The 19,208-nt window shown below is 44.5% G+C and carries 22 protein-coding genes; 4 read left to right on the top strand and 18 right to left on the bottom strand.

Features of this window, described 5'->3' with window-relative positions:
• Positions 1 to 4: 4 nt before the first annotated feature.
• From ACMXYV_RS05340 to ACMXYV_RS05295, 10 genes are read right to left on the bottom strand one after another with little or no spacing between them, the layout of a single operon-like run.
• Entirely contained in the window at positions 5 to 1,459 is a 1,455-nt protein-coding gene (locus ACMXYV_RS05340; RefSeq protein WP_415890736.1) for a sigma-54-dependent transcriptional regulator, read from the bottom strand.
• Positions 1,459 to 2,382 carry a hydrogenase nickel incorporation protein HypB gene (hypB, locus tag ACMXYV_RS05335; RefSeq protein WP_415890735.1) on the bottom strand — a complete coding sequence of 308 codons (924 nt, stop codon included), beginning with the start codon at positions 2,380 to 2,382 and terminating at the stop codon, positions 1,459 to 1,461. The genes ACMXYV_RS05340 and hypB overlap by 1 nt, the downstream gene beginning before the upstream one ends.
• Entirely contained in the window at positions 2,382 to 2,714 is a 333-nt protein-coding gene (gene hypA / locus ACMXYV_RS05330; RefSeq protein ID WP_415891424.1) for a hydrogenase maturation nickel metallochaperone HypA, read from the bottom strand. Before hypA ends, hypB begins: the two co-directional genes overlap by 1 nt.
• Positions 2,715 to 2,725: 11 nt before the next feature.
• Positions 2,726 to 3,844 carry a nickel-dependent hydrogenase large subunit gene (locus tag ACMXYV_RS05325; protein ID WP_415890734.1) on the bottom strand — a complete coding sequence of 373 codons (1,119 nt, stop codon included), beginning with the start codon at positions 3,842 to 3,844 and terminating at the stop codon, positions 2,726 to 2,728.
• Between the two features lie 8 nt (positions 3,845 to 3,852).
• A complete protein-coding gene (gene hybE, locus ACMXYV_RS05320; RefSeq protein WP_415890733.1) occupies positions 3,853 to 4,389 on the bottom strand; it encodes a [NiFe]-hydrogenase assembly chaperone HybE in 537 nt (178 codons plus the stop codon).
• A gap of 2 nt (positions 4,390 to 4,391) precedes the next feature.
• Positions 4,392 to 4,616 carry a rubredoxin gene (locus ACMXYV_RS05315; protein WP_415890732.1) on the bottom strand — a complete coding sequence of 75 codons (225 nt, stop codon included), beginning with the start codon at positions 4,614 to 4,616 and terminating at the stop codon, positions 4,392 to 4,394.
• Complete coding sequence (locus ACMXYV_RS05310; protein ID WP_415890731.1) at positions 4,613 to 5,482, bottom strand: hydrogenase expression/formation C-terminal domain-containing protein; 870 nt, start codon at positions 5,480 to 5,482, stop codon at positions 4,613 to 4,615. Before ACMXYV_RS05310 ends, ACMXYV_RS05315 begins: the two co-directional genes overlap by 4 nt.
• A gap of 12 nt (positions 5,483 to 5,494) precedes the next feature.
• Positions 5,495 to 5,926 (bottom strand): hypothetical protein, encoded by a 432-nt coding sequence (locus ACMXYV_RS05305; RefSeq protein ID WP_415890730.1) that lies wholly within the window; start codon positions 5,924 to 5,926, stop codon positions 5,495 to 5,497.
• 13 nt (positions 5,927 to 5,939) lie between these two features.
• The gene (locus ACMXYV_RS05300; RefSeq protein ID WP_415890729.1) at positions 5,940 to 6,227 is read right to left on the bottom strand and encodes a HypC/HybG/HupF family hydrogenase formation chaperone; all 288 of its coding nucleotides are present in this window, start codon (positions 6,225 to 6,227) and stop codon (positions 5,940 to 5,942) included.
• A 17-nt stretch (positions 6,228 to 6,244) separates the two neighbouring features.
• Positions 6,245 to 6,883, bottom strand: coding sequence for a HyaD/HybD family hydrogenase maturation endopeptidase (locus ACMXYV_RS05295; protein WP_415890728.1), 639 nt, complete (start codon positions 6,881 to 6,883; stop codon positions 6,245 to 6,247).
• 289 nt (positions 6,884 to 7,172) lie between these two features.
• Here ACMXYV_RS05295 and ACMXYV_RS05290 point away from each other — a divergent pair, with 289 nt between their 5' ends.
• Together ACMXYV_RS05290 and ACMXYV_RS05285 are read left to right on the top strand one after the other, a co-directional pair.
• Positions 7,173 to 7,391, top strand: coding sequence for a hypothetical protein (locus ACMXYV_RS05290; RefSeq protein WP_415890727.1), 219 nt, complete (start codon positions 7,173 to 7,175; stop codon positions 7,389 to 7,391).
• A 107-nt stretch (positions 7,392 to 7,498) separates the two neighbouring features.
• Positions 7,499 to 8,602, top strand: coding sequence for a phosphoribosylaminoimidazolesuccinocarboxamide synthase (locus ACMXYV_RS05285; protein ID WP_415890726.1), 1,104 nt, complete (start codon positions 7,499 to 7,501; stop codon positions 8,600 to 8,602).
• 33 nt (positions 8,603 to 8,635) lie between these two features.
• Here the strand turns inward: ACMXYV_RS05285 and ACMXYV_RS05280 are convergent, their stop codons facing one another.
• Both ACMXYV_RS05280 and ACMXYV_RS05275 read right to left on the bottom strand, forming a co-directional pair.
• Positions 8,636 to 9,925 (bottom strand): diguanylate cyclase, encoded by a 1,290-nt coding sequence (locus ACMXYV_RS05280; protein WP_415891423.1) that lies wholly within the window; start codon positions 9,923 to 9,925, stop codon positions 8,636 to 8,638.
• Between the two features lie 5 nt (positions 9,926 to 9,930).
• The gene (locus ACMXYV_RS05275; protein ID WP_415890725.1) at positions 9,931 to 10,902 is read right to left on the bottom strand and encodes an ABC transporter substrate-binding protein; all 972 of its coding nucleotides are present in this window, start codon (positions 10,900 to 10,902) and stop codon (positions 9,931 to 9,933) included.
• Positions 10,903 to 11,313: 411 nt separating this feature from the next.
• Between ACMXYV_RS05275 and ACMXYV_RS05270 the strand changes: the two genes are divergently transcribed.
• Together ACMXYV_RS05270 and ACMXYV_RS05265 are read left to right on the top strand one after the other, a co-directional pair.
• Positions 11,314 to 12,948 carry a methyl-accepting chemotaxis protein gene (locus tag ACMXYV_RS05270; RefSeq protein WP_415890724.1) on the top strand — a complete coding sequence of 545 codons (1,635 nt, stop codon included), beginning with the start codon at positions 11,314 to 11,316 and terminating at the stop codon, positions 12,946 to 12,948.
• Between the two features lie 66 nt (positions 12,949 to 13,014).
• The gene (locus tag ACMXYV_RS05265) at positions 13,015 to 13,374 is read left to right on the top strand and encodes a DOPA 4,5-dioxygenase family protein (protein WP_415890723.1); all 360 of its coding nucleotides are present in this window, start codon (positions 13,015 to 13,017) and stop codon (positions 13,372 to 13,374) included.
• Here the strand turns inward: ACMXYV_RS05265 and ACMXYV_RS05260 are convergent.
• From ACMXYV_RS05260 to ACMXYV_RS05235, 6 genes are all read right to left on the bottom strand, one after another.
• Positions 13,358 to 14,227 carry a patatin-like phospholipase family protein gene (locus ACMXYV_RS05260; RefSeq protein WP_415890722.1) on the bottom strand — a complete coding sequence of 290 codons (870 nt, stop codon included), beginning with the start codon at positions 14,225 to 14,227 and terminating at the stop codon, positions 13,358 to 13,360. The genes ACMXYV_RS05265 and ACMXYV_RS05260 overlap by 17 nt on opposite strands.
• A gap of 67 nt (positions 14,228 to 14,294) precedes the next feature.
• Positions 14,295 to 15,746 carry a nickel-dependent hydrogenase large subunit gene (locus tag ACMXYV_RS05255; protein WP_415890721.1) on the bottom strand — a complete coding sequence of 484 codons (1,452 nt, stop codon included), beginning with the start codon at positions 15,744 to 15,746 and terminating at the stop codon, positions 14,295 to 14,297.
• A gap of 2 nt (positions 15,747 to 15,748) precedes the next feature.
• The gene (locus ACMXYV_RS05250) at positions 15,749 to 16,744 is read right to left on the bottom strand and encodes a HupU protein (protein WP_415890720.1); all 996 of its coding nucleotides are present in this window, start codon (positions 16,742 to 16,744) and stop codon (positions 15,749 to 15,751) included.
• Positions 16,737 to 18,065, bottom strand: a complete 1,329-nt coding sequence (locus ACMXYV_RS05245) for an ATP-binding protein (RefSeq protein WP_415890719.1) — start codon at positions 18,063 to 18,065, stop codon at positions 16,737 to 16,739. Before ACMXYV_RS05245 ends, ACMXYV_RS05250 begins: the two co-directional genes overlap by 8 nt.
• A 49-nt stretch (positions 18,066 to 18,114) precedes the next feature.
• A complete protein-coding gene (locus tag ACMXYV_RS05240) occupies positions 18,115 to 18,474 on the bottom strand; it encodes a TraR/DksA family transcriptional regulator (RefSeq protein WP_415890718.1) in 360 nt (119 codons plus the stop codon).
• A 270-nt stretch (positions 18,475 to 18,744) separates the two neighbouring features.
• Positions 18,745 to 19,041 carry a c-type cytochrome gene (locus ACMXYV_RS05235; protein WP_415890717.1) on the bottom strand — a complete coding sequence of 99 codons (297 nt, stop codon included), beginning with the start codon at positions 19,039 to 19,041 and terminating at the stop codon, positions 18,745 to 18,747.
• Positions 19,042 to 19,208 lie beyond the last annotated feature (167 nt).

Below are 19,208 nucleotides of genomic sequence, written 5' to 3'. Positions count from 1 at the left end.
TCTTTTAATGAAAATCTTTATTCAGACCATATCGTTCCAGTTTGGAGCGAAGTCCAACTCTGGATAACCCAAGCTCACGAGATGCTTGGCTTTTATTCCAACGATGGCGAATAAGTGTTTCCCTTAAAATACGCTTTTCCAAGGTTTCTATGCGCTCTTTTAATGTGCCATCCAAGCAAGCCAGTACTTCCGTCTCGGCGGTCTCTTCAACTGGAGCTGCACGCAGCACACGAGGACTCAACAGATCCGCGGATAACCACTCGTCTTCCGCTAACACCAACATACGGCGAATTTCGTTCTGAAGTTCCCTAACGTTACCCGGCCAGCAATAACGACGCATGCAATCTAAAGCTTCATCGGTAAAACCTTTTGCGGGCTTATCAAACTCTTGAACCGATTTAGCCAAGAAATCTTCAGCTAATACGGGAATATCCATAGCACGACGTTCTAATGCTGGCAGTTCAAGAGTGACTTCGGCCAATCGGAAGTATAGGTCTTGACGGAATCGGCCTGCCCTGACCTCCTCTTCTAGATCCCGGTTGGTAGAGGCCACCACGCGTACATTTACCTTTCTACGCTGGTGTTCACCTAAGCGACGCACTTCGCGTTCTTGCAAAACGCGTAGCAATTTAACCTGAAACGCAGGGCTAATTTCGCCGATCTCATCTAGAAAGATCGTGCCACCATCTGCACGCTCAAATAGACCGACATGATCTGTAATTGCCCCCGTAAACGAGCCCTTCTTATGACCAAATAACTCTGAAGCTAACAACTCATCAGGCATAGCACCGCAGTTTTCAACTACAAAGGGGCTTTCTGCTCTGAGGCTATTGTAGTGAAGCGCTCTAGCGAACAGTTCTTTACCAGCACCGGAAGGCCCAGTCACTAAAACCGACACATCATAAGGGGCAATTTTCGCAGCTTGTTCGCATAGATCATTAAGAGGGCTCTTAGCATGTCTACGGATCTCATCTAATTGATAGGCCTGTTGCAGGTGCTGTTTTTTCTGTTTGACGTTTTGCTCTGCCTGAGAAGCGGTATGACGCATTTCCATCGCCAGCAGCTCATTCTCATTTTGCAGTTCATACAGACGACATGCACCACGCAGAATCAACAGAAGATTATCGGGATGCCACGGTTTAGTGATGTACTGTAAGATTCCGGCCTCGTTTAAGCCTTTAATAATATCCTCAGAATCGGTATAACCCGATAAAATAAGTCGTGCCGTTTGTGGCCAACGTTCTCGCACTTGGGTTAAAAACTCTACCCCGGTTTTGCCCGGCATACGCTGGTCACAGAGAATCGCGTGAAAGGTATGCTGGTCTAACAAGTTAAGCGCTTGATCTGCATCGGTGGCGGTTAGCACATCAAACTCTTCATCCAAGGTACGCTCTAGGGTTTCTAAAGATCGCACCTCATCGTCTACACAAAGTACTAAAGGTCGTTTTCGAGTAGGCATTAGAGAAGGGCCTCAAACTGATGGATTTCAGACTTCAGCTGATCAATCCTTGTTTGAATCATCCCTTTTCGATTTTGCTCTAACCATTCCTGCCACTCCTGCATTCCCTCACCTGACTTTGCAGACAGTTTTAGTACTTTAATTTCTGGATTTACTTGGTGCGCAAACTCAATGCATTTATCCACATCAAAATCTAAATGCGGCAGCAGATCAGTCTTATTCAGAATCATAAGATCCGCAGCATGGAACATATCTGGATACTTGAGCGGTTTATCTTCACCCTCGGTCACAGACAAAATAGCGATTTTATGTGCCTCACCAAGATCGAAAGCAGCTGGGCAAACAAGGTTGCCAACATTTTCAATGAAGAGGAAACCACCTTGTAGATCATCTAAATTATCTAAAGCATGACCTACCATGTGCGCATCTAGATGACAGCCCTTCCCCGTATTAACCTGTACTGCGGGCACACCGGTTTCTCGAATGCGGTCAGCATCATTAGCGGTTTGCTGATCACCTTCAATCACCGCTACTTTGCGCGATTCTTTTAAGCGATTGATAGTTTCTGTCAGCAGCGTTGTTTTACCCGAACCCGGACTAGAAACTAGGTTGAGAACAAATAAGCTTTGCGCTTCGAAACGCGCCCGGTTGATCTGCGCATAGCGGTCGTTCTTACCTAAAATATCCTGTTCAATCTGCACCATACGGCTTTGACTCATTCCCGCCACATGAGCATGAGCTGGGCCTTTGCCAAAATGCAGATCCTCGCCTTGTTTCTCGATCGCATTATCGTCAAGACCATAATGATGCTTATGTTCGCTATGAGAATGATCATGATGAGCACCCTCATGATGAGAATGCGCATGTGTATGCTGACCATCGATCTTTACATTGCCTTCACCGCAACCGCAGACAGTACACATTATTCCACCTCCAACTCTTTAATTCGCATCTCGTCCCCTTGGACGACCTGAAGTTGGTAGCTACCGCACTCAGGGCAACTATCGTAGCGTTGGCTAATCGGAACGTTTTTCAAGCACTGCATACAGAATGCCTCACCAGGTATATTTATTATTTTTAGTTCAGCACCCTCAGCGAGGGAACTGCGCGTTACCGCTTCAAAACAAAACGTTAACGCCTCTGTTTCTATCATTGATAAAGGGCCAAGCTCTAGCCAAACAGTTTTTACTCTATCGTATTGTTGTTCTTTGGCTTGATCTTCCAGCACTTGAACAATGCCTTCTGCAATCGACATCTCATGCACGATTAATTGACCTCAACTTCATAAGCGACACAAGGATCTACTGATAATATTAGTTTACCTACCAAATCCGCTGCTTTATCTTCGGGGACCTTGACCCCCTCTAACATACTGACCAGTGTTCCTTGTGGATGAAAATTCCACTCGGTTGGTGCAATAATCCGATACTGATCAATCCGCTCATCACCAAGCTGGCAACTAATACTTACTCGATGGATTAAAGCGCCTCTTGCCGCCTCAACCCAAGCAAAACCCGGCTTATCGGATCTAATCAACAGTTCATCATCGACCTGCAAAAGCCGATGAGGCATAGCCTTTAACTCTAACAACAATGCCAAAAATCTCTGAGCAATGGGATTGATCGTAAGTAGCCCCGATTCTTTAATCATCGAACGCTTACAATTACGTGTCCAGATACTTGTTTCAAAACAACCACCTTCACCCTTAGGTAAGGCGCAGAAGCTTTGGCCTCTCAGGTTTAGTTGCCAATCCAAGTAGTCGCTCGACAAGTCCATTTCTGGACAAGACGGTCCTAGGCTAATGCCATCGTATTTATCACTCAGATCTGCGACCGCTTTTCCGATCGGGTGTGTCTGGCTTTGCGCGTATACAGCTTCTTTAAACTGCAGTTCATTTGGCCCTGTAAAGCTTTTCAACATCTCCTCGAGCTCACTAATAAAACGTGGTAGCGGGAAACGCTTTTCCGGCATACAAGGATTTAACCGCAAACACCAAGACAGTCGCGTTCGAAAGTCAGCAAACCAATTTAAAAGTTCAGGTAGATTTAATAGCTTTTCGCTGCCCAACCAATCACGCCCTAAACGCAGGCCTAGCTCTTTTGTAGTTTCCGCAAGCAGTAACAATTTTCGAGCATGTAATACAGCGGTATCACATATTCTCCCTTGTGCCGATTCAATCGCCGTTAATGCTGCAATAGTTTGAGCACAACTGCAGAGGCTGAACAGTAAAGGAACTCGCTGTACTACTTCGTTTGGACTTTTACCTTCTAATAAACGCGTTAGTTCAGTTGGACGCGAGGATTGAACATGTACCTTACGGATACATCCGTCGAGATAGTCCACTCCAACATTGATCTTACCTGCAAAATTAAAGCTACCGTTCATAGGCTTACCTAAGGCTGATCGGCAAAGGCAGCGGTCATAAATTTACGCCGACTTAAGCCTTCTTTAGTTTTGGAGTTAACAACACTCTTCTTTTCAGCTCGCTCTTCCTGCTCTCTTTTTTGCGTTTCTTTAGCTAATTGCAGATCTGTCTTACCACAATTTTCATTATCTAATACCGCTTTCAGCACTTCTTCCGCCGTGAGAACCGCAGCTTCTTGATCAGCAAATTCAAGCATGGGGGAAAACAGCGAACAACTTCCGTACGCCCCTAACGCCTCACTTCCAGCATACAAAAATTCATAACTTCCAGAAGGCAGCGACACAATCTTTTTGCTCCCCACTTGGGCCAGAGCATATTCTGCCTTTTCATCAGGGATTAGAATCAGATTCATACACCAAGGGGTAATCAATACAGCTAAACAGCTCCCTTCAAGAGCAGAGCCTTCAACAACTTCTACTTGCAAAGCGGGGTTATAAAACTCCAACTCAGCCATAGTGAGAGCCACCTCTTGATAACTGGCTTTCAGCTGTTGAAAGAGATCCACAGCTAATCGTCCATAACCATAAATTGGTCTTTTTCGCCATCGCACTCAGGACAACGCCAATGGTCTGGCAGTTGACTAAAAGGCGTGCCAGCAGCGATCTGCCAAATATCATCCCCTGCTGCTGGGTCATAGACATGCCAACAAATTTTACACTCTAGGCGCGCCTCATCAGCGATACGATCACTGTCTCCTAAGTAACTGCCTTCGAATCCTTGATAGCTTGTCATACCAGAACCTCACGGATCTCAATCAAGCGTTCATACGAGTCACTTAGATCTTCTGGTGCAGCGCAAGCAACTAGAGGAATATCCGTGATTTCTAAGGTATCTAGAATCAGTTGATCGGTACTGTTGAAATACTGAACTCTCCATAAACCATCAACACAGGTTGAAGTGATACGGCAGTTACCATAACCACGCGATAGGATTGTCACTGAGCCTTGCCCTACAACTTGATCCAGATAGCTATGATCTTGTGGTGAGAACGGCAGAAGCGATAGATTGATAACATGTGGCGCTTCAGGCTTTTCGGTTTGCATACTGTAGATCGTTGAAGCTTCACCGATCTCAATCAGTACAGACGGAGCATTCAACACACCTTCCGGAATCTGCAACTGCTCAGCATTCAAAGGCTGACATGATTGAAAAGCTTGCTGACGACTGACACTTGGCACATCAGCCACTTCAATAGATTCACTTACAACATCGCCGTTGGTATCAAACTCTCTTAAACGCCACACACCCGCTAAAACGGTTTCTTGCGCTTTAACTTCGGTCTCTCCCGTTAAGGTCAAACTTACTTCACCTTCACCCAGAATTTGGTTTATTAGATCTAAATCGGGCTCTGCGAGCGCTGATAGCAACATGATGGGAGGCTCATCACCTACACGATAGGTTTGCAGGTGATGTTGCAATTGCTCCAATACAGCCAGCGCTTGAGGGCAGTCAGAGGCCTGCTCTGGTTCAGGTAGGATTGGAATATCATAACTATCCATTTCCGAAGGCATTTTCATATAGTCTAAAACCATATCGCCTTCATCTTGGCTACCCGGCCCCATTGGAACATTAACTAGAGGGATTCCATTGTTTTCCATATTACTCACCTTTTACTGACCACAAGCGGATTGAACGGGGTTAACCACCACAGGTATTCCTATACCTGGATCACGACGGGGTTCTAGGGCAAGAATGCTTGGAATTTCGGCAAGATAGATATCCCAATCTTGAACCTTACTAATCACCCCTAAGTAACGCCCCTCTTTCAAAAACACTAATGAGGGCCACACCGTAAAGTTGTAACGACCCTGCACCTTCTTTTCATAGTCAGGCGCGACTATCGCAGGCGTTAGTTCAGGAAAACGTTTTATCAACTCTGGAAGAATCACTGCAACATCATTACTTTCAGGGAAACGATGGGCCTGTTCTGTGCAGAACAAAACTGTGAATGCTTGATCTTTAATGAAACTATCAAAGCTCTCTTCATTAAGGAGCGGATAGCCCCTTTCAACAATCAACTGTTCTATCAGTGGAGAAGTCATATCCAAGCTCTCTTTAATTATTATTCTGTAGATGGGGCGGCAGTTGAGGCGTTTGCTCGATCAAATCGGAAAACAATCGATCAACATCAGCGGTATCCCCTTGCATGATGGCTTGAACAGCAGTGAGCGCATTGCGAATTTCAGTAGCCCTATGCTCGGTTAACACTTCACGAGCAGCACCCAGAAAGACGAGAACCCAGGTACCTACAGGCTGATTGCCTAACAGAGACAAATCGATACGTTCAATCTGATCTCCATTTTCACACTCCGCCGATAATCCATCACAGCATACAATTCTCATTGGTATGCCAAGGCACATTAACTGGTACCTTCGGTCGACTTAATAAATCGTGGATCACCCTGTCGAAAAGCATCATGTTCAGATGGTCGACCACCTTCGTATGAATTTAATCCTAACTCACCCGGGGCTAATTCTTCAGGAGTGCAGTTATCGCCAATTGGCTCAACACCTAATTTTTTAAGGTAAGCCAAAGCGATCTGAATGGCAGGTTCAATTTGGGCTCGAACAGATTCTCGTAGGCTGCCGCCAAAGTCTTCTAATTCAACAGGCTGACAACCGATGAGGAGTAAGTGTTTTGGATAGTTTCCAGTAAACTCAGCCATGGCCAACACTTCTTGAAAACCGGTTTGATGAAGGCTCATCTGTTTAGCCCCCATAAACTTAGGCACGTCATCGTTATGGATGACTTTCAACGTACCCGGTTCCAAGCCATAATCGATGGCATCAAACACGACAAGCACATCAGCGGCTTGAACATGTTGCACTAGGTAGATTCCTTGTGTTCCACCATCCATTAACTTGGTTTTATTTGAAAAACGGTAGTTTTGATTTAGCGTTTCAACACAACGTACACCAAATCCTTCATCCGCCCAGAGGATATTGCCTATTCCGAGGATAAGCACATTTTTTTCTTGATAGAGCGTATCTTCTATCATTTACAGCACACCCGACTCTGTCTTGAAATTATTTTTGTTATTACAGAATCAATTTACAAAGAATGTGCCAAGTCATGAACTATCAGCAAAACGCCCGTGACATCTCACTCTCAAGCAAGCAGGTAAACAAAACCCCAAAACCGAATGAAACAAACTCTTCCAATAACAAAAAAAATCGAAAACCAACCTTCCAATCAGCGGATTTCACATAAGTTATTGGTCGTATAACATCCAGTTCTGCTATACTGTCATTCGATTTTTTTGCTGTTTCGGAGTGATCAATTCCCACATGACTGAAGATGAGTTATTCAGTCGGCTCGCTGCACTTTCATCAGAGCAATTGGACGCCATTCATAACAAGCTGTTACAGAAAGTAGAACAAAAGAAAGCTGAACGAGAGCGACTTAAAAAACTACCCCCGCGAAACTCCAACGACTTGGAAGCACTCGCAGATATACAAGGTTTAGATTTAAGTTCACTGCTACGCGATGCCAAACGCTATTCCTAAAATGGCATCTAATGAACGTAACGTGATAGTTTGTAGCAAAACGATTTTCACGCTTTATCGCGTATAAAGCATTTACACGATTTATTTCTAGATACAGGACATTTTCCATGGGTCTTGCTGATAAAGTATTGGCTGTTAATAACGATCTTCCCATCCGTACTGACCTACCAGTTCATAGCGGCAAAGTTCGCTCTGTTTACTGGCTGACAAAAGAAGACAGCCAACGTCTAATCAAAGAGAAAGGCTACAACGTTCACGAAGGTGCCGAACTTGCTGTCATGGTGATTAGTGATCGAATTTCCGCCTTTGAATGCATCTGGACAGGTGAAGGCGGCATGCAAGGCGTGCCAGGTAAAGGTGCTGCGCTAAATGCAATCTCTAACCACTGGTTTAAACTGTTCCGAGAAAACGGACTGGCTGACAGCCATATTCTAGATATTCCTCACCCGCTGGTTTGGATCGTCCAGAAAGCAAAACCTATTATGATCGAAGCCATCTGCCGCCAATACATCACAGGCTCCATGTGGCGCGCTTACGCAAAAGGCGAACGTGAATTCTGCGGCATTCAAATTGCTGAAGATCTAGAAAGAGATCAAAAGCTACCTGAACTGCTTATCACACCATCCACCAAAGGTATTCTAAAAGATGTTCCGGGTGTGCCGGAGGTAGATGATGTCAATATTACTCGTGATGATATCGTCAATAACTTCGAAGCATTCAAGTTCCTACAAGCAGATGATGTTGAACAATATGAAAAGCTTTTGAAAGAAGGCTTTGAAGTAATTAGTAGTGAGCTAAGCAAGCTTGATCAGATCTTTGTAGATACCAAATTTGAGTTTGGTTATGTCACTGATGCCAAAGGCAATGAAAAGCTTATCTACATGGATGAAGTCGGCACGCCAGATTCCTCTCGAATCTGGGATGGACCCGCTTATCGTGAAGGCGAAGTGATTGAAAACTCAAAAGAAGTTTTCCGTCAGGAGCTTCTAAACCACTTCCCTGATTCAGATATTCTAGTAAATAAAGACCGCATGGAAGAGCGCTATGCCCTTGCTCGCGACAACGAGCTTCCAGCCGCTTTGATCCAGAAAGTTTCTGATACATATGTAGGTATCGCTGAGAAGATTATCGGTAAAAAGCTACAGCAATCTGATAATCCAAAAGCGGAGATTATTGAGATTCTGCGCGATGAGTACCAATTGATCGATTGATCTTGGTACCTCACCGAGCCTACAAAGGCCGCTTTAATTAAAGCGGCCTTTTTCGTTTGAGTTCAAGCGCACGCAATTTTTACCTTCGCCTTTGGCACGATATAAAGCACTGTCAGCCCGCCCAACCCAACACTCTATACTCTCCCCCTTAGAATACTGAGAGACACCAAAACTGCTGGTCACAGCTTCTGGCAAGCCAAAATCATATCGCTCGATGGCCTTTCTAAACTTCTCAGCAATCACACCTGCGTCTTTTAGATCCGTTTCCAACATCAAAAACAGGAATTCTTCTCCGCCCCAACGGCCAAAACGATCGGTCTTACGCGACATCCCCCCTACCAACTCAGTGAGTTCTATTAAGACTTTATCGCCTTTAACATGACCGTAGGTGTCATTGATCCCTTTAAAGTTATCGATATCAAAAAAGATCAGCGAAAGCTTCCAATTGTGGCGTTCAGCCAATGCAGTGAACTCTTCTAGTTCAGTGCGGAGTTTTCCACGGCTTAAAATTCCCGTTAAAGCATCTTTCTCAGCAATGGTCTGCAGCATCCTGTTGTAAGAAAGCATGTGCAGATAGCGATAGAGGCCAATCCCTGCTAATACAGCAACACAAGCAAGAATTCCCCATAACAGACGATAATCAACCGAATGCTTGTGCTCAACTAATGCCCAACGCCGATAAATATTCTTATGCTCTTCTGACGAAATCGACGCTATAGACTTAGTAATCGCATTCATTAGATAGGGTGAACTATCCTGCCCAACAGCCACACTGAGATCCCAGTTATCTCGCAACTGATCACTCAATATCACATCCTCTATCTGCTGGGAACGCAGCACGTGAGTAATACTTGTATGCGCACCGACAAAACCATCGATCTCACCAGAGAGCAACATGCGAATACCCTCTCGATTTTCTCGAACAGGCACGATTGTCATACCCGGATAACGGTCACGCAAAATATCATGAAAGGCCGATTTATCGACCACACCGATCGTCATACTCTGCAGTGACTGCGAATCTCTCTCAGTCTTCATAGCCACCACAGCCGGTACACTTAAGTAAGGGTGAGAAAACTCTAGATAGCTGCTGCGATCAATCGTCTGCATCGCCCCAGCAATCACTTCACACTTACCTGTTTTGGCAAACTGAATAGTATCACTCCATGTTTTGGTGGGTATTACTTCGAAAGGAATATTTAAGTTACCAAAGATTAATCTAAGATAATCAGCCACCATCCCTACATGCCCACCATTCTGGAATGACTCATAGGGATACCAATTTGGATTAACACAGACCTTAACCTTACCTCTGTTTTGAATATAAGCTAATTCAGCCTGACTGAGACGAAAGACATTACTGGGGGTCGATAGACAAAATCCGAAAAATCATAACCAAGAAAGATACTGCCAGTAATCAGATAGACCTGAGCCATCTCATTGAATTTATTCACCGACAACGTGCCGAAATTACCATCATTATCAAAGGCGACTTTCTTCAGCTCTTGCCCTTCAAACACTAACGCATCAAGGCTTTTTCCTTGGGAGTTATAACTATCAAAGATCACTTGAGCAGTTTCAGAAATATTATCAAAGGCATACATCCAGCCTTTCATAGACGCACGATAAAACTTATCGACAATTTCAGGATTTTTCTCAATGTACTCTCGTGAGGTAAACAAAATATCCGAGTACATATCAAAACCGTAATCCTTAGGGTGAATGATGTTGTACTCAACCCCTTGCTGATCCATTAGATAAGGTTCATTAGAGATATAAGACGCCATGGCATCTGTTTTTCCGTCTATCAGATCCTGCACATTGTAACTATGTTGCTGCTGCTCAAAGTCTGAAATTGTGATACCTGCTTGCAGCAGCATGGCAATAATTTCGCCGACTTTTTTGGCATCATTGGTAATCATAATCTTCCGATCTTTAAGATCGGAGGACAGCAAGATGCCTGAATCTTTCCGGCTTAAAAGCATCAACGGTGACTGCTGGTAGGCTGCAAACATAGCAACTACATCGGCACCCGCGTTTTTATCGATCAACAACGAGGTACGCCCTACGCCAAACTGACTATTCCCCGAGGTAACCTCTCCAACTAAATCAACACTGAAATCAAACTCTTTTAGTGAAACATCTAGACCTTCTTCTGCATAAAAACCTTTTTCAATTGCCATGTAATAGCCAGCGAATTGAAATTGATGCTTCCATAACAACTGCAAACTTATTTGTTCTTGGGCGTGTACAGAGGTAACGACAAAGTAAAATAAGATCACTCGAACAAAAATGCCCATTGAGTATTCCTTATACAACAGTAATGCGCTTGTTCTAGTGTAGAACAGAGAAAAGCAAATAAAACTTAGGAAGTTTAATTTCTTAGTAATTTTTTCATCAATATTCGATTAAAGTTTTATAACGATTCTTACCCACTATAAAAACCTATATTTTTTATTGAATGCTAACTAACTGTATGAAAAACAAACACTTTCTACAAGAATTAATACAAAAAATGATCAATATGTTAAATATCATCGGCTAAAGTTAATTAATTGTTGTAATAAAAGATCTAGCAGCTATAACTATAATAACAATGGATGTAAGCAGTACCTAGATTACTGTTTGGTCTGTGGGGGACCAGCCAGGGATCTGAACTTAGTTGTTCATGGCATTATTGATTTTTTCTCCGAAAGTCGTGGGGACACATAATGTTATTAAGCGGTTTGAGCATTCGTACTAAGCTCGTTCTTACTTCCATACTCCCGGTTATTGCTGTAGCCATAATTATCGCCACCTCTCTAAACGAACTTAAGCAGGCTGACGATGGCGTTGCACGCATCTATGAAGACCGTGTAGTACCTCTTGAAGATCTAAAACTCATTGCAGATGATTATGCAGTCTTTGTAATTGATGCCGTAAACAAAGCAAATGCCGGGATTATGACCGGTCAAGATGCTTTAAAAGGTGTTAAAGACGCGCGTGCTGAAATTTCCGAAAAGTGGCAGAAATATATGGCCACCACACTTACAGCTGAAGAAGCTCAACTCGCTAAAGAAGCTGAAACCTTATTCGTAGCTGCCAACCAATCGTTGGATCGCCTTGAAAATGCGATGAGTTCAATGGATAGCGGTTATATTTCAGGTCAATTACAGGACTTTGATGGTCCGTTATACGACACTATTGATCCGATAAGTGAAAAGATTGCTGAACTTATTAGCCTGCAGTTACGTGTAGCCTCTGAAGAACGTGAGACCATTAGCACTGCTTACGATAACGCAATTATCATCATTATCGGTCTAGGTGTGATTGTCGTAGCCCTCTTAACTATCCTTAGTAAGCTTGTTTATCATTCGATCCGCACTCCGCTGGATGCATTGAGTCAATCGATGGATAAAGTGGCTAGTCAATCCGACCTAACAGCTGACGTGCCTGTACAGGGTAACGATGAGCTAACCGAGATCAGCTCAAACTTTAACAAGATGTTAGGCCACCAGCGTAAATTGATTGGTGACATTGGTAGCGCTACTCATCAACTCGCTTCGGCAGCAGAACAGATGTCTTCGATTAGCTCACAAGCTAACCAAAGCATCAATAACCAACGCCTTGAAATTGAACAAGTGGCGAGCGCTATGAATGAGATGGTATCCACCTCTCAAGACGTAGCCACGAATGCTGAGCATGCTGATAGCCAAGCACGCACGATGCTTGATCAAGCGTCACAAGGTAACGAAATCGTATCTGCGGCTGTTTCTTCTACTAATTCCTTGGTAGGTAATGTAGCTCAAGTATCTGAACGTATTACAGCAGTTGAGAACGATAGTGAAAGCATTGGTTCTATTATTGGTGTAATCAACGACATCGCCGAACAAACCAACTTACTGGCACTTAACGCAGCGATTGAGGCTGCCCGAGCTGGTGATCAAGGTCGAGGCTTCGCCGTAGTAGCTGATGAGGTTCGTACACTGGCTCAGCGTACTCAGCAATCCACTACCGAGATTGAAAACGCCATTGAGCGCCTACAATCCGGCACACGCACTGCTGTATCAGCGATGGAACAGAGTCAGCGTGAAGCAGAACAAGCAGGTAGCAAAGCATCGGAAGCAGGTGATGCACTACAAGGCATCTCTGAGGCAGTAGGTATGATTACCGATATGAATACTCATATCGCCTCTGCCAGTGAGGAGCAAACTAGCGTAGCCGAAGAGATCAATCGATCTCTAGTTGCGATCAATGACGCTTCGCAAGAATCCGCAGACGGTGCAACTCAGATATCAGCAGCCAGCGAGCAATTATCTCGTCTATCTGTCGATCTGAATGGAAAGGTTAGTCAGTTCAAAATTTAATATCTCTGACTCAGATCTTTAAAGCGCCCTATAATTAGGGCGCTTTTTTGTTTATAGGGAAAAACTATGCAACTGTTTAACGCCTATCACGCCCATATCTATTTCGATGCAAACAAATACGCCGATGCCGAAAAACTTGTGTTCAAAGCAAGTAAAGCGTTGGAAGTGAAAGCAGGTAGGCTCCATCAAAAACCTGTAGGCCCTCATCCAACAGGGAGTTGCCAACTAAGTTTTAGTGGTAACCAATTTGCAGAAGTAGTCCAATGGCTGAATTACCATAGGGGCACTCTAGATGTCCTTATTCACCCTGTGACAGGGAATGATCTTAAAGACCACCGTGATTACGTTATGTGGTTAGGAAAATCTTACGAAATAGATCTGTCCATTTTTATTAAACGACAGAAACAATCTAATCCAGCGTCGTAATAAAAGCGCGCGCTCGCTGCTTACCAAGCTCGATAAGTGGTTCTGCTTTATGGAATTCCAAGATACCGCAGGCATTTCGAGGTATCTCGATTACGCCATCAGGCGGATACGCTGCTAACTTCTGCCGAGCAATGGTACCCTGCATGGTATCGAAGGCTTGATGTGCAACATCGTACATACTTAATGAGCGACCTTCCTCTTCGTCTGACTTATATAATTTGTCTACAAAGCTATGAACACGCTCTTTGAAACTAAGATCAGTCTCCTCTTCATGTCTCTCCTCAATAAAGAGACCATGCTCAACTGCGCCGCCTAAATTTACTGCAAAAATTTGATCGGTTTGATCATTAAAACAAGGAGCAATAGGAACTGGATTTAGAATCCCGCCGTCCACTAGAAAAGAATCACGATACGGAACGGGAGAGAAGAACATCGGTAATGAAATAGACGCCCTGATCGCATCAAAAAGTGACCCAGAGCTCATCCAAACCTCTTTTTCATCATCGATATCAGCAGCGATCGCGGTAAATCGAATAGGAAGATCTTCAATTTTCCAATCACCAACCAATTGAACTAGGGTATCCATTATCTTATCGCCCTTCACAAGGCCATCAGATCGCCAAGTAAGATCTAGTAAACTTAGAATGTCAGTCTTATCAATCGCCCGAACCCAAGCCTCAAATTCCGCTAATTTGCCTGCTGCGTATACCCCACCAATTAAGGCACCAATAGAACAGCCGGAGATCGATTCAATCTTATACCCAGCTTGCTCCAGTTCATTAATAATACCTATATGTGCTAGCCCCCTAGCCCCACCGCTACCCAGAACTAACGAAATAGACTGATCTTTCATAAATTAAGCATTCCTTACTTCGATATTATTCCGCAAAACACTATGCTCTAGTCACAATGAAAAAGCTTTAATGGACCGTGCAGACCATACAAGGATCGAAAGAACGAACTATATGCTGTACAGACACCGGTTCTTTTTCTCCTTCCTGAACAGGTGCTCCGACTAAAGCTTGTTCTAAAGCTCCCGGTACAGATTGCTCATCTCTCGGTGAGAAATTCCATGTCGTAGGCGCAATGATTTGATAATTACTTATCTTGCCTTTTTCAACATTGATCCAGTGACCCAAGCTTCCCCTTGCCGCCTCAATCATACCGACGCCTGAACCCTCTTTAGGCATTTGCCCATGGTGGCAGAAATCAGCCTGTGGATTAAGTTGTGTTGCCCATTTCTGCATTTGAGGGATCACTAGTGCTAGCTCCAGCAATCTGGCAATAATACGGTTTTCAACATTCCCACCGGAACGGCTTACAAGGTCGATGATGAGTGGATGAGCATTAATTAGCTGCCGAGACAGCGCCCCTACCTCCATGACTTGGCGATTAAATCTTGGTGCTTTACACCAAGTGTAAGCGTCTTCATTAGCAAGCGACGGATTAGTTTTACCTTCTTGAGGCGGTAAAGGTTCGGGCTCGGATTCCATCCAAGAGTATGCTAGGTCTTCAGTGATAGAACCTGTCACTAATACGCCTGTCTCTCCATGAAAATTCGCCCCCGATTTAAACATCGGCTCGCCCTGCAGTGGGTAATTTCCATAACTTAAAAACTGGTTAGTACTTCGCCCTAATTTTTTCAGCTCTAAGTCGGAGCCTAAGTGCAAGAATGTTCGGAAATCGCTCTGACTCCAATGCTCTTTTGAATACCATTGTTCCAGCGCTGATAGAGAATCTAACTCACCTATTTCTTCTAGGTCAGCGCCAAAAAGCTGTTCTTCAAGAAATCCTCTAAACGCAGACAAAATGGTTAAGAGCCTAATCCTTTCTTGGGATTCGATTGGTTTCGTTGTCCCACCTGGCTGAAGGCTCAAGGTATGTGGCCACTTACCCGCCATCAAACCCATCAGATGTAGAAACTCAGCTCGAGCCGGAAGCATCGCGCGTGTTGCTGTACCCGCTTTAGCTTTAAAGCGCTTACTCACAGCCGTAAACCAATCCTTACCGGCATAAATATCGCGACTAAAATCAGGCATAAAGAACAGGTAAAAGTGGGTCAGCAGGTCCGTCATATTTTCGTTAGCTAACACGAGGTTGGTCGCTAGCTCGCCATTTTCAGGCATTTCGAGCTGCATCATATCCGCTAGCGCTCTGGCACAAGCGACTGATTGACTGACCGAGCAGATACCGCAGATACGTGGGGTATACACCAGCGCATCCATTGGGTTTTGCCCATGCATAATCCGTTCAAACCCTCTAAACATAGGAGAGTTCACCCGCGCCTCATTCACCTGCCCATCAGCAATATCTAAGCTAACTTCCAGATCCCCTTCCACACGATTGAAAGGACCCACGACAATTCGGCTCATATCTAACTTTTTCTCTTGTGGACTGTGGGTGGATAGATCAGTGTTTCTGAGGTCGCATTTTTGCGCAAACGCTCCGGTGTGGCCGCTTTAGAAAGGGAAGCTAAAGCGACAAACCAAGCTTTAGGCATATCTGTAGGTAAACCTACCGGAATGCCCGCAACTTTTGGGGTTTGCATAAAGCTATGCATAGGCTCCTCAAACTCTGGCGCAGTGCAATTAATGCAGGCATAGCCACCTTTGGTACATGAGCCCTCACCGTTCCAGGGGCGAGTATTACAATCCGCATGCGCTTGGGTACCAAGGCAACCCATATTTTCCATCATGCAACCAAGGTCCCCAGGATTTTCCGCACTGGCTTTGTATTCATAAAATTCATTACGGCTGCAACCATGATGTACGAGGTGATCAGCATACATACGCGGCCGACCAAATTGATCTACTGCCTCTTCGGAATGTTCGCCCAACGCTAAGCTAATCAAGGTTTCTGTTACCCAATTGGGATGGACAGGACAGCCGGATATATTGACCGTGTTAAAACCAGAGGCCGATCGATATTCAGCCCCTAAGATACCGCCGGGTACCTCCCCTTCAAACTGTAAACCAGCCGCATCTGTAATATTCTCGCCAGCTGCAGATATGCCGCCATAGGCTGCGCAAGAACCAATCGCGATGGTATATTTAGCTTTCTGCGCTAACTGCTGGACCCATGTCATCATCGGTGTATTGGTACCACCTAACATATGGAATCGACCAGTGCCTTCAGGGCCTCTGGGCACAGCTCCTTCGATACATAACGCATCTAGCTTGAGTTCATCTGCAAGGATTTTGTCTAAAAGCTCCGTTACTTCAGAGCCTGTTTCTTCACTGAGTGAAGGGTGCCACAAGAGATTGATATTGGCGGCTTTGAAGGTGGAGATTAGATCAGGTGATTCTGCGTTCAACAGAGACATCGAACAGCCACCACAACCGGCTGACTGAAGCCAGAGAAGATTAAACATCGCTAACCTCCTCTATCGGTAACACTAAGATAGCCATCGCCCCACCCTCATCACAGTTTAAGATACGGAGTTCACCACCGTGCTCAGATACAATGCCATAACTTATCGATAATCCTAAACCAGTACCCTGACCGACAGGCTTAGTGGTAAAGAATGGATCAAACAGGCGAGATAGGTCTGCCTCACAAACGCCTGGCCCTGTATCACTGACCTTAAATTCGACTGTGTCATTAAATGACTCCGCCTCTAAGGTTAAACATTGCTGCTCACAACCGTGCATAGCATCAACAGCGTTTTGCACGAGGTTCACAACTACTTGGTGGATTTGGCCAGAATGCCCAACCGCTTTTAAGTCTGAAGGGATTCGATCAACAACCTCAACCGGCTGTTTACTCTCTTTAATGATCCAGTGCAGCGCCGTTCTGATCACATGGGTTAGATCGAACACAGTTTTCTCAGATTCTTGAGTAGAAGAAAACTGTTTAAGATCATTCACGATCTCTTTAACTCGATCCGCTCCCTCCATAGTGCCAGCCACCAGCGAGTTAAGGTCGCGGATTAACTTATCTAAACGTAACTCTTCGCGCATCTCTTTAAGTTTGTCACGAGGCTGCCCCTCATTGATCGCATCGAAGTACTGACTTAATCGATCGGTATAGCGCTGCAAAGCGTGCATGTTGCCATATACAAAACTGATCGGGTTATTCAGCTCATGGGCTACGCCAGCCACCAATCGACCAAGAGAGGCCATTTTTTCTGATTGCACCAAACGCTCTTGCGCCAACTTAAGCTCAGCATGGGCACTATTGAGTTCGATATAGGCTTTTTGCAGTTCACCTAAAGGCCGACCGATTAACACCATTCCCACTAATCGACCACGATGATTTTTACGCGGTGAACAGTTCATCGAAAGCGGTACAGAACCATCCACACCTTGAAGTTCAATCTCACAATCACGTACAGGCTGGACCCGTACCTGATTAATCAAGCCATTAACCTTTTGTAAAAATCTGTGATCTACGAGATCAGTAAAGTGGCTACCGACAAGTTGATCGCCCAACTTACCGGTTAACATCTCTAAGGCACGGTTAACCTGCTGAATCTGACCTAAGTGATCGCAGACAATCAATACGTCACTCATAGAGCTCTGAACACTATCCAGAAACTGCTTATTCTCCTGCAGTTCGGCATTCTTCTCTTCTACTTCGACTTGAGAATGCACAAGATCAGCATACGCCTCATCCATTTTCCGGATAACACTCACCCAAGCATCATCGACACCCGGATCAAGCTGCGGCGCATTGTTATTCTTATCTGACATAGTGGCTCTTTAACTCAAAACACTCTTTACCTTGAAAAAGGCTCTACCTTTAGGATTCCTGTTCCTGCTGGCATTTAAGGCAATACAAGGATTCAGGCCGCGCACTTAATCTCGCAAATGAGATCAGTTCACCACAACCTTCACAGAACCCATATTCTTCGTTATCAATTTTTTGTAATGCATCTTCAATCAGTTGAATACGTTCCTGACATTGACGTAGATTCGCTTTCGCCATGCTTTGCTGTTGTAAGGCATCCCCTCGGGAAACTCGTCCAAATGCTTGCTGATCGAGATTCACCGGTTCAGCCGTATGCTTAAGCGCAGAGGCCTCTTCCCCCAGTTCATCACGCAACTTATTCAGCTGCTTCAGTAAAGTTTCGACTTGGGTTTCATCAATAAAATTGGCCATATACGCCTCATACGAACTTCGCTGCAATACACCTAATACACAGCTTAAGGCTTCAACAAAGATACGAACACTATTTACATTGTAAGTTCAGTACAGCGTGGCATAAATAAATCATATAAAAAAGACTGAATTATCACTAAGCGTGAACAACTCTGAACAGAGCTAGGGAAGGAAAGAGGAAAGAGGAAAGAGGAAAGAGGAAATTACGTGATAACTATCGAAATACAGCAGAGGGCTCTGCCATATCCCGATAGAGAAAGCCCAAATGAATTATTGAGCTAGAAGCACTTCAACCGCTTCTTTAATAGTCGCCTCATCACAGTCGGTACAAGTGCCGCCTTTAGGCATAGCACCTTTACCTTGAATTACTGTTTGAACCATCGCATCAATACCTGCAGCGCTGCGCTTATCCCACTCAGCTTTATCACCTGGCTTTGGTGCATTACCTACACCTGCAACATGGCAACCTTTGCAATGCTTATCGTATACAGCTTGACCATCAGCCTGCGCGCCAAACGAAACGGCTACCAACAAGCCACAAGCGATACCTTGAACTAACTTACCCATAAATTCACCTCACCGAATTTTTTAATAGTTATTCAACTGCAAAATCGCTTAAAAAGCCTTGATCCAGCGCATAAAGACTAAAAGGTCTGTTCAATTTTTTAATAACATTCATCCTGTAGGTGAGTTTTGGTGATACAACAATTTATGGTAGCGTTTAGCCACTACAG

Source organism: Neptuniibacter sp. SY11_33 (assembly GCF_047778025.1).
Classification (GTDB): domain Bacteria; phylum Pseudomonadota; class Gammaproteobacteria; order Pseudomonadales; family Balneatricaceae; genus Neptuniibacter.
The sequence above is the reverse complement of the archived record's forward strand: the minus strand, read 5'-3'. Positions and strand labels throughout refer to the sequence as shown.

Coding starts and splice junctions, on each gene's coding strand:
- ACMXYV_RS05340 (WP_415890736.1), bottom strand. CDS start 1,459: ATGCCTACTCGAAAACGACCTTTAGTACTTTGTGTAGACGATGAGGTG.
- hypB (WP_415890735.1), bottom strand. CDS start 2,382: ATGTGTACTGTCTGCGGTTGCGGTGAAGGCAATGTAAAGATCGATGGT.
- hypA (WP_415891424.1), bottom strand. CDS start 2,714: ATGTCGATTGCAGAAGGCATTGTTCAAGTGCTGGAAGATCAAGCCAAA.
- ACMXYV_RS05325 (WP_415890734.1), bottom strand. CDS start 3,844: ATGAACGGTAGCTTTAATTTTGCAGGTAAGATCAATGTTGGAGTGGAC.
- ACMXYV_RS05315 (WP_415890732.1), bottom strand. CDS start 4,616: ATGACAAGCTATCAAGGATTCGAAGGCAGTTACTTAGGAGACAGTGAT.
- ACMXYV_RS05310 (WP_415890731.1), bottom strand. CDS start 5,482: ATGGAAAACAATGGAATCCCTCTAGTTAATGTTCCAATGGGGCCGGGT.
- ACMXYV_RS05305 (WP_415890730.1), bottom strand. CDS start 5,926: ATGACTTCTCCACTGATAGAACAGTTGATTGTTGAAAGGGGCTATCCG.
- ACMXYV_RS05300 (WP_415890729.1), bottom strand. CDS start 6,227: ATGAGAATTGTATGCTGTGATGGATTATCGGCGGAGTGTGAAAATGGA.
- ACMXYV_RS05295 (WP_415890728.1), bottom strand. CDS start 6,883: ATGATAGAAGATACGCTCTATCAAGAAAAAAATGTGCTTATCCTCGGA.
- ACMXYV_RS05290 (WP_415890727.1), top strand. CDS start 7,173: ATGACTGAAGATGAGTTATTCAGTCGGCTCGCTGCACTTTCATCAGAG.
- ACMXYV_RS05285 (WP_415890726.1), top strand. CDS start 7,499: ATGGGTCTTGCTGATAAAGTATTGGCTGTTAATAACGATCTTCCCATC.
- ACMXYV_RS05275 (WP_415890725.1), bottom strand. CDS start 10,902: ATGGGCATTTTTGTTCGAGTGATCTTATTTTACTTTGTCGTTACCTCT.
- ACMXYV_RS05270 (WP_415890724.1), top strand. CDS start 11,314: ATGTTATTAAGCGGTTTGAGCATTCGTACTAAGCTCGTTCTTACTTCC.
- ACMXYV_RS05265 (WP_415890723.1), top strand. CDS start 13,015: ATGCAACTGTTTAACGCCTATCACGCCCATATCTATTTCGATGCAAAC.
- ACMXYV_RS05260 (WP_415890722.1), bottom strand. CDS start 14,227: ATGAAAGATCAGTCTATTTCGTTAGTTCTGGGTAGCGGTGGGGCTAGG.
- ACMXYV_RS05255 (WP_415890721.1), bottom strand. CDS start 15,746: ATGAGCCGAATTGTCGTGGGTCCTTTCAATCGTGTGGAAGGGGATCTG.
- ACMXYV_RS05250 (WP_415890720.1), bottom strand. CDS start 16,744: ATGTTTAATCTTCTCTGGCTTCAGTCAGCCGGTTGTGGTGGCTGTTCG.
- ACMXYV_RS05245 (WP_415890719.1), bottom strand. CDS start 18,065: ATGTCAGATAAGAATAACAATGCGCCGCAGCTTGATCCGGGTGTCGAT.
- ACMXYV_RS05240 (WP_415890718.1), bottom strand. CDS start 18,474: ATGGCCAATTTTATTGATGAAACCCAAGTCGAAACTTTACTGAAGCAG.
- ACMXYV_RS05235 (WP_415890717.1), bottom strand. CDS start 19,041: ATGGGTAAGTTAGTTCAAGGTATCGCTTGTGGCTTGTTGGTAGCCGTT.